This is a genomic window from Microbacterium sp. HJ5, assembly GCF_054824025.1.
On sequence record NZ_JSYE01000014.1, the window covers coordinates 24,305 to 38,940 of the forward strand.

The window sequence follows — 14,636 nt, forward strand, 5'->3', positions numbered from 1 at the left end:
CCGGAAGAGCGTGCGCCCGTTTCGCGTAACGATGGGCCCTGTTTCGCCTCTAGTAAGGAGACCCGCGCCGAAGGGGTCGACCCGAAAGGCGGCGCGGGCGTCGAAATGGGGAAAGTCTTGCACGCACCGATCCGTCGAACCGTCCTGGCCGCCGTGATGGCGCTCGCACTTGTGGCTGCGACCGTCGCCTCACCCGCTGCGGCGGCCCCGGTGCTTCCCGACCCCGCGCCGGCAGACGTGACGGCGGTCGCCTCCCTCGAGAAGACCGCGTCGGTCACGACGATCACGCCAGGCGGGACCTTCCTCTACACGCTCACCGTCGGCTGCTCGTCCATCACCGACGCCGGGTGCCGAGGAGCCGTGCTGACCGATGCTGTTCCGGCGCCCTTCGAGGTCGTCGGCGCGGTAGTCGGCGCCGGCGCCAACACGGCGTCGACACCTGTCATCGTCGGCAACACCGTCACGGTGGAGTGGACCACCCCTCTCGGCGACGACACCACGGGCATCCTCGATGCAACGACCGCCATCGTCGAGGTCGAGGTTCGACTCCCGGACGACGTGTCGCACGACGTCTCCGGTGTACCGGTCGTCAACAACGCCGATATCGAGGGCGTGAACTTCAGCGATGTCGACGCCGAGGTGAGCGTCACCCCGGACATCCCGCTGGATCTGAGCGCCGCCGCGAATAAGGTGCTCGCGCCTACCACCGCGCTGGCGACTCCCGGGACGGCCGTGGCGGCTGAGCTCCGAGGGACCAACACCTCGAACGCGACCGTCGACCAGCTCGTCCTCCAAGACCCGATCGATCCGACAGCCGCCGCCAACCCGTTCGAGCGGCTGGGCTTCGCGGGCTTCGGCGCCGTGTCGGCACCGGCCGGGGCCACGCCGGGCCTCACGCGCTACGAGGTCTTCGTCGGCGGCGGCTGGATGGACGCGCCGGGCGGCGTTCTCCCCGGCGGTGTGTCGGCACCCGAGGTGCGCGGGACGCGGGTGACCTTCGGGGGGTCTATCCCGTCAGGTGCGGTGGGCGTCGTGCCGCTCGATCTCGCTGTCACCGCCGACGCCGCTGCGGAGCCCGACGGCACCGTCGTCACCAACACGGTGTCCTCGAGCGTCACGATGGGCGACGCGTCTGCGACGGCGACGGCGGAAGCCACTTTCACCCTTCGGCAGAACGAGGTCGCTGTCACCGCAGGCAAGGCGTTCGAACCGCATGTGGTCGTCGCCGGTCAACGCACGGCAGCGACGCTCGACGCGCGAAACAGCTCCGTGGTGCCGATCGAGACGTTGGCGATCCGCGAGCCGTCTTCCGGGACGTTGCCGGCCGCCTATGCGTTCGCCGGAATCGGGACGGGTATCCCATACCCGGCTGGCGCGACCTCGGGACGAGTGGTGTATCACACGGCTGCAGGGGCCGAGGAGGTGCCGTTCGGCAACGGCACTGTGCCTGGCGAACCCACGGCAGGGATGTCGGGCGTCGAGTGGTTCGAGGTGATCTTCGATGGTGCCATCCAGCCGGGCGGCGAGACGTCGGTGGAGTTCGAGCTGCTGACCGATGGCGACCTCGCAGACAGTATGGCCCTCCCGGCGACCATCACCAATGAGGCGCTGGTGACGGGAAGCAACCAGGGAGTTCAAGGGACTGCGTCCGCCGCCGATCGACTGTACGTGTACGACGAGGTGATCGAAACCTACATCGCCAAGTCGCTCCGGCCGTCCCGGATCCTCGCCGCCCCCGGCCAGATCGCGACGGTGTCCCTACAGGGCGGGCTCACCGAGCGCCCCGATCCTCCTGCGACCGTCACGGGATCCACCGGCAACGCGGACCGCATCGTCCTCCAGGATCCGGTGGATCCCGTCGCGGGCGACCCGTGGTGGAACGCATTCGATCTGACCGCTATCGCCCAGACCCCCGTGCCGGGCGGATCGACCCTCACCATCGAGTACTACGACACCTCCGTCGGCACGTGGCGGACGCTCACTGCCGGAATCACCGGGCCCACCATCCACGCGGAGCCCGTACCCACCAGCGTCCGTGCGGTCGCGGGCGGCATCAGGTTCGTATACGACTACACCGATCCCGACTCTCGCGGCCTCCCGCCTGGCACCGATCTGGCACCCAACTTCACGGCCGAGCTTCGCGACCACGGCCGGGACACGGGCACTCCGCCCTTCGACTCCGACGCCCCCACGCTCGTGCCGAACTGCGCTCAGTCGAGCGCGGTGGCCTCGACGACGGGCGTGCAGCCCGCCGCCTCGTCGATGCCTTCGGACGAGTGTCCCGCTATCGAGCTGATTCCGGTGGACCCTACCGCGGTCGACCTCATCGACAAGGAGTTCGGCACCTCCAGTTCGGGCGGGGTCAAGTCGGTGATCGCACGCTCCGGCAACACGATCCCCTCGACGCTCCGCTGGTCGACAGGCGGCTACGCCGGGTTCGAGCGCCTGGAGATCACCGATGTCGCGACCCCCGCGACGACGCCGATCGCGCAGAGCCTGTACGACGCCTTCGACCTGCGGCAGATCCAGCCCATCACGGTGGAGACCGACCCGCTGATCGCGTACGACCAGGTGACGAGCGTGCAGTTGTGGCGCGGGGGAGCGTGGGTCGCAGCGACCGACGACCCGTGCCCGGAAGCCTGCGTGGGACAGTTTCCCGGTGTGACGCTCACGACCGGCGAGCGGTCGAACACGACGGGCGTGCGCCTGACGCTCGCCGAGAGTCCTGATCGGCTGGCTGCCGCCGATGGCGACCTCGACGCCCCACCCGTCGGGTCAGGCGTCGCGCGATCGTTCGCCAACGAGCGTCCCGTGACCCTGGTCTGGCAGGTGCGCGACACCCGGCGTTCCGATGGCGTCCCCGTCCTCGGCGACGTCGCTTTCAATACCGGCGATGAGGGGGTCGTTCGAAACACTGCGCGCGCCGAAGGTTTCCCGGACTCCGGCACATCGATAGCTGCGGTCGACGCGGACGACGTCGTGATCGTCGACGTGCCACTAACCACCACCACCGACAAGAACTGGCAGGGAGGTCCGCTGGCCGTCCCGCCCAGCGCAGACATTCCGGATGCCGCGTTCCCCCACAGCCGCGTCACCGTGACGACGCGAAACACGACCCCCGCGCGCGTGGACCGGATGGTGATCACCGATCCGGCGCCCGGTTCCGTGACCGGGCGCCGGTTCGGACCGTTCGATGGATTCGTCCTCACCAATTTCTCGTCCATCTCGAATCCGGGTGGGGCCGTGCTGTCCTCGACGACGGTGACCCTCTTCTGCCCCGATGGCACGTCGGTGGACTACACCCGGGCCGAGGCTCTGGCGCTCGTGCCTACCACGATGCCCTGCGACGTGATCGGACTCCAGGTGTCCTTCGAAGGGCGCATCGCAGCCAACGAGGCAGGAAGAGTGGCGTTCGACGTGCGACTTCGGCCCTTCTGGCGCGGGACGGACGAGCGCGTTTCGATCGCGGATTCTCCGGTCTTCAACACGGCGGAAGGCATCGTGGCCGACATCGATCCGGTGGGTCCGTGCCCGCCGCCGGCCGGGGCGCGCTGGGCGTGCGATCGTGGCACCGCCAACATCGGGCTCGCCGAGCCGACGTTCGGCATCGCGGCGACCAAGGATATCTCGCCGGGTGAGCAGAAGGCCGACGATTTCGAACCCGTCACGGTGACGCTCGGAGCCCAGCCCACCGGGACGCTGCGAACCCGCACGGCGACGCTGACCGACAGCGACCCTTCGTTCTGGAATGCGTTCGACTTCGTCGGCATGGACCCGACGTGGGACTTCGTGCCACCCGTCGGGCGGGTGCAGGCCTGCTACCTCGCGGGAGGCTCGTTCACCGCAGACAGCGTCGCGAGCGACACCGTCGGGGGGCAATGGACGTGCCAGTCCACAGCCGACCAGTCAATCGCCGCGGCAGTCGCCTTCCTCGCCGGCGCCCCGGACGATGTCCACGGGGTGAGCTTCCAGTTCTGGCAGGCCGTCGACATCGGCTGGTTGAACCCGACCCATCCCTACGTCACGGTGCCGTTCCTGGTCCAGAGGCGCACCGACCTCCGCTCGGGTGGGGCGGTGCCCACCACACGCGCCGACCAGGCGGCGGCTCCCGGAGAGATGCAGGCGGGCATCTTCGTCGACACCGTCGTCGTCGAAAGCGTCTCAGCGCCGGTGTCCGCGGGGCAGGCGCTCACTGCCCGCGCCACCGCCGACGACGAGTATCGGCACGTCCATCTCGAAGCGAGCGTGAGCGTGACCAAATCGCCGAGCGGGCACGTGCAGCCGGGCGCGGCGATACCCTTCTCGCTCCAGTTCACCAACACGGGCGAGGCGCCGCTGCGGGACCCGGTCTTCTCGGACCGCCTGCCGGTCGACGCCGTGGGACGCCAGCTGATACTGGACCCCGATCGCGATCCGGCCGTCTCGCCGTACTCGTTCCGGCTGACCGGCGCGGCTCCCGCCTCGCCGAACGGCTCGAGGCTGCCGATCGACCCAGGAGACGTCGTCGTCGACGAAGTGGGCGACACCGTCTTCTTCCGGATGCCGGCGGGCTCGGTGCTGGAGCCGGGCCAGACGTACACGATCGGGGCCACCTTGATGCTCCGGCCCGGGTTGACTCCGTCCGACGAGGTGCAGAACTGGGCGGCCGTCGGGGTCGACGTTCCGCTCGACCAGTGCGTCCCCACCCGGGACCCCGAGACCGGTGAGTGCCTCGACGACGCGATCGTCTCGCCGCTGCCGGTCCCCGCCCTCAGCACGGTCAAGTACGTCAAGGCGGACACGCCTCACGGCCAGAGCGGCATCCCCGAGGTGCACAGCGTCGCCAACGGCTTCTCGTGCGAGGCGGCTGCAACGGCGGCAGGATTCCACCGCGGGCCATGCGTTCCGGTGACCTTGCCGGGGGGCACCGAGACATGGCGCTTCACGGTGACCAATGCCGGCACGCTGCCGATGGATCGGTTGGTCTCCATCGATAACCTCCCCACGCCCGGCGACCAGGGGCTCATCGTGACCCTTCCGCGGGAAAGCCAGTGGCAGCCCAGGCTGCTCACCACGGGAACGCTCGTCGGCGCGCCGACGGGGAGCACCCTCAGGACCTATGCGTCGTCGGCCGAGGTCCCGTGCGTGACCGACCTCAACCCGCTGACCGCGCAATGCACGCCCGGAGCGTGGACCGAAGTCACCCCAACCACCGATCTGAGTGCGGTCCGCAGCCTCAAGTTCGTCGTCGACTTCGCGGCAGACGCCCTCTTTCTGCCCGGGCGATCGCTCGCCATCGAGTTCCGGACGCGCACCGTCGCGTCTGAGCGCATCCGGACCGCGCTGCCCGTCGCATGGAACACAGTCGTCACCGGAGGCTCGGCGATAGCCGCATCCGGCCGCATCGCAGTGCCGGCCACCGAGGGAAGGCGCGTGGGGGTCGCGTACGCGACCGGAACGATAGGTCTTCAAAAGACCCTGAGCGGACCCGCCCAGCATCTCGCGCCCGAAGAGTTTCCCGTGACGCTGCAGTGCAGGGCAGATGATGTGCCCGTCGTCGGGCTGCCGGACGTCGTCTTGGTGCCCGGCGCCGATGCGGTCACCGTCGATGGGCTACCTCTCGGAGCGGTATGCACCGCCGTAGAGGGCCACTACGGGCAGACCGCTGCGCGTATCGACACGGCAACCGTAGGCGGACCCGATGAGGAACTGGGCGTGGTTTCGATCGGGAACGTCTACGAGGTGGCGGATCTGACGATCCGCAAGGCGATCGCTACGCCCGCGCGAGACCATCGCGGCGCCCCAATCGTCTACGGTCCCTTCGACTTCGCCGTCGAGTGCACCTTCCGGGGGCAGCCCGTCTACGCCACTGGATACGGTCCCGACGAGCCGATGACCGCCGCGCTCGACCCTACGGAGACCTGGGCCTTGGATGGGCTGGTCGTCGGGGCACGATGCGTCGTCGAGGAGACGAAGGATCTGGGAGCCCTTTCGACCTCGATCGAGGTCGACGGCGTGCGCAGCGACGGCGCCGCGGCCGAGACGGTGATCGCGCAGGACCACACAGTGAGGGTGGTCGCCACTAATGAGTTCGGTGCCGGTGCTCTCGATCTCCGCAAGGCGGTTGTCGGTGCCGCCGAGGAGTTCGCCCACGGCCCGTTCGAGCTCGAGGTGACGTGCGTTCTCGACACAGGCGCCGGGCCGGCGCTCGTCTGGGCGGGACACGTGATGGTCGGCGGCAACCGTGCGCTGGACCACACGATCGAGCGCATCCCGTCCGGCGCCGAATGCACCGTCGAGGAGACGGATGACGGCGGGGCTACCGAAACTGTCATCCACGGCTCGCCTGCTCGCATCCCGCTCGACCAGTCCACCGCTGTGACGATCACGAACACGTTCGAGGCGGGCAGCATCGTCGTCACGAAGTCGCTCTCGGGCGTGAATGCGGGGACCCATGCAGACGACGTGTTCGAGGTGACGGCGCGCTGCGAGTGGAACGGACGGGAGATCGACATACCCGGCAGTCCGACCCGCTCCCTTTCTGCAGACCACCCGGCCGTCTACGAGGGGCTTCCTGCGGGCGCGGCGTGCGCGATCACCGAGACCGATTCCGGCAGCGCGGACGTAGTGATGTACTCGCCGGCTGCGCCGGGCGGGGACGCCGCGGTCGTGACCGTCGAAGCATCGACCGCGGCGCAGGTCGCGATCGACAATCGGTTCGACGCGGTGGGTACCCCCCTCCCGCCCTCGCTGCCTGCGACCGGCGCGGACCTGTGGCGCGTTGGCGTTCTCGGGCTGGTCGCGCTCGCGATCCTCATGGGAGGCGCGCTCGCTCTGCTCGCGACTCGTGGGCCGCAGGCCCATCGGGTGCGGCGGACACGGTGAGCACCTCCTTCACGACGCGATCACCACGCTCTCGCCCCCGCAGCGGAGATCGCAAGAATCACGCGATGTGTCGCGGAGACCGTCTTCCTAAAGTGACGCCATGCGGTCCGGTTCGGGACCGCGCACCAGCGTCTCTTGAGGGGGAGCGACGTGAAGACCACCACGCTGCACAGGGTGCCTACGTCAGATCGCACGCCACTGCATATCGCGCGCGAGTGCGATGCGTGCACCACTTCGACCGTGACGGAGGCGATGGCGCTGGCCCACGCTCGCACGGGTTGTCCCGCCGCGGTCGAGTGGCTCTTCCGCACGCACTTCGGCGCGCTTCGACGGTGGGCATCCCGAGTGACGACTCGGTTCGATCCCGACGATCTCGCGGCCGAGGCCTTCACGGCGATGCTCGAGGCTCTCAGGCGAGGGCATGGCCCCGAAGTCGCCGCAGGGGCCTACCTGCGAGTGAGTGTGCGGAATCTCTCGATGACCTGGGCAAGGCGGACCGTGACCAGTCTCGAATCCTTCGGCGGCGATCGTCTCCCGGACCCGTTCGACCGGTTCGCTGTCGTCGACTCGGCGCAGGACCTCACGGTCGTGAGGGCGGCGATCGGGGCGCTGCCCGAACGCTGGCAGCGGGTGATCATCCTTCGCGAAGTCGAGGGCCTTTCGGTCACCGAAGTCGGTTCGGAGTTGAACCTCTCTGCGAACGCGGTATCGCAGCTCCACTGGCGCGCACTGCAAGGGCTCAGAAAGGCGCTCGCAAAGGCGGTGTGACAGCGGCTGCTCGGTCGTTCGGGCACCGAGCTGGGAACGACGCGTGAGCCGGACGACGATCCGTGCTCTTCCCGGCGACGATCTCGTCTCGCGTGGTCCGCTGATCAGGCGGACGATCGCACGACGCCCGCGCATCGTGTTCGTCACAGCGCCGGCCGGTTACGGCAAGACCACCCTCCTGTCGGAATGGACAGCCATCGACGAGCGTCCTGCGGTCTGGGCGACCCTGCGTGGGTGCGACGATGATCCCGCCGAACTGGCCGCGTTGCTCGCGTCCTCGTTCAACGCATCCCGACAGATCGCTCCGAGCGGCCGGGCATTGCTCCGGGGCCTCGGCGTGGCGCCGCTCGGGCAAGCCGCCCCGACGACGGAGGCGGTGCTCGAGCCACCCGAGCCGTACCTCTTCATCCTTGACGATGTGCAGGTGGTGGAGTCGACGGCCGGTCTCGAGCTGCTGGAGGTCGTGCTGTCCCGGATTCCAGACGGTTCGACGGTTGTGCTCTCGAGCCGTGTCCGCCTCGCCCGACTCGAGCGCGCATTCCGACCGGCAGAAGCGGTCGTCATCGGTCTACCCGATCTGTCGTTCGACGGCAGCCTCGCTCGTCGAGTGTTCGCCCAGCGGAGCGTGGACATCACTCTGGAATCCGCTTCGGCGCTTGCCGCGAGAGCTGGGGGCTGGCCGATGGGCGTCGTTCTGGCGGCTCGGGTGGCCGACGACGCAGGTCAGATCGTCGATGTGAGCGGTTCGTCGCAGCCGGTGACAGCGTACCTCGCCGAAGAGGTCTTCTCCCTCACCCATCCGAGAGATCGTCGCTTCCTGATGGCGACGTCGATCATGTCCGATCTGTCAGGCCCCGATTGCGATTCCCTTCTCCGGACCGAGGGCTCCTCCGATCGGCTGGACCGATTGGCAGCCGGTCACGTTTTTCTGATCCGGACGGCGTGCGGTCACCGCTACCGCCTCAATCAGCTCGTCCGTGAGTCCTTGCTCGCCGAGTTCGAGGTCGAGGATCCCGACAGCGTACGGGAGCTGCGTGGGCGTGCCGGCGACCTGTTCATCGAAACCGACCGCCCTACGCTCGCGATGGACCAATTCATCGCGGGAGGCCATCGGCGGCGAGCGGCGATCCTGCTGGCCGAGATCGGTCGGCGCATGTTCTCGACCGGGCGGTACGCCACCATCGATCGATGGGCGAAGGCCATCGGCGACGCGGAGATACATGACCACCCGTCGCTGATCATCCTCAGCGCATGGAATGCCTCGCTGCAGGGGCGGGACGAGGAGGCCGATCGGTGGATGGCCCAAGCCGAGTCGATCGCCGTCGACGTTGCGGGTCCCGAGAGCCCCGGTTTCCACTCGATGCTCTCGATGCTGCGCGCAGGACGCTACGAGTCGGGCGCCGAAGCAGCGCACCTCGAGGCGCTGGCGGCGCTGGAGGCTGAGGGGCCGCAGAGCCCGCTGCGCGACGGTGCGTTGTGGTTGCTCGGGCAGGCGCAGGTGCTCCTCGGGCAGCGAGTGGAAGCGGAGGCGTCGTTCAAGCGCGCCTCCACTGCCGCGACCCGCCTCGGGCACCCGAACGGAGTGGTGTACGCCGAGTCGGATCTGATGATCCTCGCGATGGACGACGGTCGCTGGGACGAAGCATCGGTTCATCTCGACGCAGCAATGTCCAACATCGAGCGTTTCGGACTCTGGGAATACCAGTCTGGGGCACTGACCTTCGCTGCTGCGGCGCGGCTGGCTGCCTACCGGCCTGAGGCGACGGCCGATCTCGGGGTGCCGATGGCGCGCGGGATGCGGTCGCGGTTGGCAGCGACGGCGGCCTTGCCATCGCTTGCCGTGCGCACGCGGCTGCAGTTGATCCGCGCCGCGTCGGAGCCGAGCATGATCCTTCGTCTGCTCTCGGAGATCGACGACGTCTACGAGCGGCGCCCCTCGCTCGGTGTGCTGGACGCTGTCGTTGCGGAGGTTCGAGAAGCGTATTGTGCGCAGCAGATGTCAGGCTCGGGCCTCGCGCCGCTCACGCCGGCCGAGCTGCGGGTGCTTCCGTACCTGCAGACCCACCTGACCGTCGATGAGATCGCACATCGCCTCCAGGTGTCGCGCCACACCGTTGGCTCGCACATGCGCGCTATCTACGCCAAGCTCCTCGTGACCAGTCGGAGTGAGGCCGTCCAGCGCGCGATCGCGGTGGGACTGCTGGGCTGATCGTGGGGCATGACGGGGCCGCATCCGCAGTCCGCCGATCCGTCGCTGCTCGCTGCCGACACGGTTCCGTCAGCCGAGCAGGCCGACCGCGGTGGCTCGCTCGACAGCGTCGCCGCGACTCGTGACCAGGAGCTTGGCGTAGATCGCGCGCAAGTGAGTCCCGATGGTGTGGCGCGATACCCCGAACCGCGAAGCGAGGTCGTCAGCCGTCAGGTGCGTCTGAAGATAAGGGAGGATCCGCAACTCCGTCGGAGTAAGCGGGTCCAGTCCCGACCCGGTCATGCGCTCGGCGGAGTATGCCTTCCTCAATTTCGCCACTTCGTCGCTGAGCGCCCCTAGTGAAGGACGATGCTCGCACACGTGGTCGATCTCGGTCAGCAATTGACGAATCACGCTGCTGTCCGAGCTCGCTCGAATCAGCTGCACGCGCGACCGCACTGCAACGAAGGGCCGCACGGGTGTACACGACACTCTCGCCCGCAGGCCGCGCGCCAGCGGCGCCGCGAGTACGTCATCGGTGTTGCCCTGGTGAGCTGCCAGCCGGGCGGCCGCCGCGAACGCGAGAGCGCTGGCCTGGTAATCCCACAGACCATGGCGCTCGATGATAGCCATGGCCGCGCGCAAATGCACCGAAGCCTCGTCCCATCGACCCGCATCCATAGCGAGGATCATGAGTTCGGACTCGGAGTAGACCACGAGCCCTGGGTGCCCGAGCCTGGTGCTGGCCGTCGAAGCTTCGCGGAACGACGCTGCAGCCGCGAGCGACTGACCGCGCAGCACCTGGGTCTGTCCGAGCAGCCACAGCATGCCGTCGCGGCGCGGGCTGTCGGGGCCCTCGGTCCTGAGGGCCGCCGCCGCCTCGGCATAGGCCGCATCCGGGCCGTGATCCAGCCGGCTCACCCGCAGCATCGATCTCATCGTCTCGAACGCGGTGCTCCACGCGGCGCTGGAGTCGACCTCGACCTCTTCCATTTCGGTCGCCCATCGGGTCGCCTCATCGTCGCGGCCCTGCAGCGCGGTGTACCAGCTGACGAATGCCAGGAGCGGGGGGTAGCCGCGGACCATGTCCTCTCCGATGGAGCTCGTCCATCGATCGAGCGAGTCATACCGCCCCGACGCGTAGATCTGGCGACCGATCTCCGCCAGGAGGGTCGCGGCTTCCCGCTGATGACCGCCCGCAAGGTACTGCTCCATCGCGGCCGCGGGGTTTCCCGTCCGCTCGCACCACGCGCCTGCCCGGAGGCGAAGGCCGGACGCGCGCTGGCCGCCATCGTCGTCGAGGAGCGCGAGAAGCGACTCGCGAACGAGCTGGTGCAGTCGATACACGGGGGGCTCGTCGCTTACCCGCGCCAGGAACACGTCGCGTGCCGCGAGTGCGTCGAGCCGCTGGGCCGCTTCCGTGGAATCGAGGATCGCGTTGCACCCGACCTCCGTCAGATCCGTGAACACCGAGGTCGACATCAAGAAGTCGAAGTCCGCCGGATCGATTCGCCGGAAAACTTCCTCTGCGAGGAATGCCGACACTGAGCCCGCGGCCCCGGTGACTCCGACCAACTGATCGGCGCCGTGCGCCGCGCGGGCGGCGAGTGTGACGCCCATCGGCCAGCCCTCGACCTTCGCGACGATTGCGGATGCCGACTCTGTAGTTACATCGACGCGGAGGTGGCTGAAGACCTGCCGGGCGGCGGTGGCATCGAAGGTGAGATCCGACTGGTCGATCACCACGGTTCCCAGGCCCGCGAATGCGTGCTCCAGGCGCGGAAGTCGCGTCCTACTCGCGAGCACCACGGCCGAGCCGTCCGGGACGGACGCGAGAGCCACTTCCAGAACATCCGTGCTCACGGGTGACGTGAGTTCTTGCACGTCATCGATGAAGAGGACGAACGCCTCAGACGTTGCCATCGCCTTGGCAAAGGTCGGAGCGCCACGACCGAGGGGCGAGACGCCCTGTCCGTGAAGCACCGCCGCCACCTCGGCGTCGAGCGGATGCGCGCCATCGAGGCCGTCGGCAAGCCGGGCAAGCAGCTCCGCCGGATCGTCATCTTGCGATCGCAACGTCATCCGGCCCGACGGGCGCGATTCGGTTGCAGCCCACTCCGCCAGCAGCGTCGTCTTGCCGAAACCGGCGGGAGCGCAGACGAAGATCACGCGAGCACGGCTCGCGACCGCCTTCGCGATGAGATCGGCGCGAGAGACAAGCGACGCCGCCAGCGGCACCGATTGCGCCGGCGGCGAAAACGCTGCACCGGTCGCCGAATCGGTATTCACACCACGGATGATAGTCGCGCCGTGGGAACGCGCCCAGCGTTCTGCGCGTTACGTCGCGGTGTTGAGGGGATCGTTCCGTCCACCCGAAAGGGCCAGACCGCTGTGGCAGGCACGACTCGCTGATCCCCGACATCGCGCGCGGCATCGGCTGCGGAGTGCGCCGGGAGACGGGTCACCGGGGGAGGCATGCCGCCTCCCGACGCTTGCCGTGCCGGGAGATGAAGCGGGAGCAGACCACTCGCGGGCTCGACAGGAGGGAATGAGCCACCCTCCGATGAAAGGACCACTCACGCCGAGTTCCTTACGCGCGAATCGTCACGGGAGATCGGGGTTCGCACCGATGCAAGACGAAGTCGGCCGCCGAAGAGACGCGGGGCGGTTCAAACTCGCCAGCGAACCGCCCCGCACTGCGGGATCCCGCACACGTGGCCGTTGGGGGAGGGCCACGAACGTCGCATTGGGGTGCGACGGGGAGGAAGTGCTCTGGGGAAGCACTCGAAGAGAAGGATCAGCCATGCGCCGTTTCCTTACGCAGATCCCCGCATTTCGCCGGCAGCGCGATTCGACCGGTGAATTCGCGTAACAGATGGGCCTGCCGAATCTCTTGAGAAGCGGAGGCGGATGCGATGCGCAGGTTGAGCAGGCGATGGAGCGCGAGGGACGGATTCGGCGTCGGGCGTGCCCGCGCCCGGCGAATGATCGAGCATATGCTTCGCCGACGGCGCGACCGGGCGATCGCCGGTGGCGCGCGCCCGCCGGTATTCCAGGGCTGGCGTGCGCGGCGGCGGCGGGCGACCTTTCGCCCGCTGTGATCGTCGGATGAAGGGATACAGCGCCGTGAGCACTGCCGCCGAGATCGCGCGCCGCTATGGATGGGTCCCCGGGACGGTCCTGTGCGGTCACTTCACCGGCACGTCGGGCACGGCCGCACAGATCACGCATCGCCTCATCACCGCCGTTGGTGAGGAACGAGTGCTCGTTCGCGACAGGCCGTCGGTGCACGAGCCTTGGGGGAACGAGATGGTCGCCGTCTTCGACGACCGCATCTGGGAAGTGGTGGGTCACCGCCCGCCGACGCGAAGTGAGCACCTCCGGGCGGGCTGATAGCAGATCGGGGGAAACGCGGCGGCGACCGCTTCGCGAAGTGTCTCGAGCGAGGCATCCGCTCCGAACCACCCGTGCGAGCGGGCCTGCACCAGCACGTTGCCGATCGCCGTGGCCTCGACCGGTCCTGCCAGCACCGGGAGACCCGCGCGGTCGGCGGTCGCCTGGCACAGCAGGCGGTTGAGCGCGCCGCCGCCGACGACGTGGATGACGTCGACCTCGCGGTCGGTGAGGTGCCCCGCGGTGGCGACGGCCGCGGCGAACGCCTGGGCGATGCTCTCGACGATCGTCCGCGCGAATGCGGCGCGCGAACCCGGCACCGGCCGGCCGGCCTCGTCGAGGAGGGCCGCGATGCGCGCGGGCATGTCGCCGGGGGCGGACAGCCGGGGGTCGTTGGCGTCGAAGAGCGGGATCTCGCCCTCGACGGATGCCGCGGCCTCGAGCAGCCCGGGCAGGTCGATCGACGTGCCGTCTTCGGCCTCCCATGCGCGCACGGACTCGCTGAGGAGCCACAGGCCCGTGACGTTGTGCAGGAACCTGACCCGCCCGTCGACGCCGCCCTCGTTGGTGAAGTTGGCCTCGCGGGCGGCGTCGCTCACAACCGGCGCATCGAGCTCGACGCCGACGAGTCCCCATGTGCCGCACGAGATGTAGGCGGCGTTCGGCGAGGTCAGCGGCACCGCGACGACGGCCGACGCGGTGTCGTGCGAGCCGACCGCGACCACGTCGAGGGCAGCGCCCACGCGTTCCCGCGCAGCACCCTTGAGCGAGCCGAGGTGCGCGCCGGGATCGACCAGCGGCGGGAGTACGGATGCCGCGATCCCGAGCCGCTCGGCGAGCTCGAGGTCCCACTGTCCCGTGCGCACGTCGACCAGTCCCGTCGTCGAGGCGTTCGTGCGCTCCGCGACCTGCGCGCCTGTCAGCAGGAACGCGACCAGGTCGGGGATCAGCAGCGCCAGCTCGGCGTCGGCCAGGCCGCGCTCGGTGACGTACTGGTAGAGCGTGTTGAAGGGCAGGAACTGCAGGCCGTTGCGGCGGTAGAGCTCGCCGAACGGCATGCGCGCGTGCACGAACTCGACACCCCGCGCGGTGCGCTCGTCGCGGTAGTGGAACGGCTCGCCGAGCAGCTCGTCACCGCTGACCAGGCCGTAGTCGACGGCCCACGAGTCGATCCCGATGCTGGCGATGCCCGGCTCCCGGCGCAGCGCCTCGGCGAGTCCCTCGACGACGTGCCGGTACAGGGCGGTGAAGTCCCAGCGAAGTTCGCCGTCGGCGCCGGGCACGGGCCCGTTCGGGAATCGCGAGATCTGCTCGAGCCGCAGCATCCCGTCGCCGACGTAGCCGAGCATGACCCGGCCGCTCGTCGCGCCGAGGTCGACCGCCGCGACGACCCCGCCCTCGCTCATCGCGGAACCTCGTGTGC

6 protein-coding genes are annotated in these 14,636 nt (G+C 68.9%); 4 read left to right on the forward strand and 2 right to left on the reverse strand.

Going from position 1 to position 14,636, the window contains the following annotated elements; genetic code table 11:
• Positions 1–117: 117 nt before the first annotated feature.
• The 3 genes from OB08_RS07945 (at position 118) to OB08_RS07955 (ending at position 9,841) form a co-directional block, all read left to right on the forward strand.
• The gene (locus OB08_RS07945) at positions 118–6,864 is read left to right on the forward strand and encodes a DUF5979 domain-containing protein (RefSeq protein ID WP_461473878.1); all 6,747 of its coding nucleotides are present in this window, start codon (positions 118–120) and stop codon (positions 6,862–6,864) included.
• 150 nt (positions 6,865–7,014) lie between these two features.
• The gene (locus tag OB08_RS07950) at positions 7,015–7,632 is read left to right on the forward strand and encodes an RNA polymerase sigma factor (protein WP_461473880.1); all 618 of its coding nucleotides are present in this window, start codon (positions 7,015–7,017) and stop codon (positions 7,630–7,632) included.
• A 43-nt stretch (positions 7,633–7,675) separates the two neighbouring features.
• Entirely contained in the window at positions 7,676–9,841 is a 2,166-nt protein-coding gene (locus OB08_RS07955) for a LuxR C-terminal-related transcriptional regulator (protein WP_461473882.1), read from the forward strand.
• Between the two features lie 69 nt (positions 9,842–9,910).
• On the opposite strand, the gene OB08_RS07960 is transcribed toward OB08_RS07955, so the two are convergent.
• The gene (locus OB08_RS07960) at positions 9,911–12,109 is read right to left on the reverse strand and encodes a LuxR C-terminal-related transcriptional regulator (protein WP_461473884.1); all 2,199 of its coding nucleotides are present in this window, start codon (positions 12,107–12,109) and stop codon (positions 9,911–9,913) included.
• An 837-nt stretch (positions 12,110–12,946) separates the two neighbouring features.
• On the opposite strand from OB08_RS07960, the gene OB08_RS07965 reads away from it, so the two are divergent.
• Positions 12,947–13,213, forward strand: coding sequence for a DUF7241 domain-containing protein (locus OB08_RS07965; protein ID WP_461473886.1), 267 nt, complete (start codon positions 12,947–12,949; stop codon positions 13,211–13,213).
• Here OB08_RS07965 and OB08_RS07970 read toward each other — a convergent pair.
• Entirely contained in the window at positions 13,171–14,619 is a 1,449-nt protein-coding gene (locus tag OB08_RS07970) for a rhamnulokinase (RefSeq protein ID WP_461473888.1), read from the reverse strand. The genes OB08_RS07965 and OB08_RS07970 overlap by 43 nt on opposite strands.
• Between the last annotated feature and the right edge of the window lie 17 nt (positions 14,620–14,636).

Bases quoted from the DNA above. Each gene is read 5' to 3' on its own strand.
- OB08_RS07970 (WP_461473888.1), bottom strand. From the start codon at position 14,619: ATGAGCGAGGGCGGGGTCGTCGCGGCGGTCGACCTCGGCGCGACGAGC.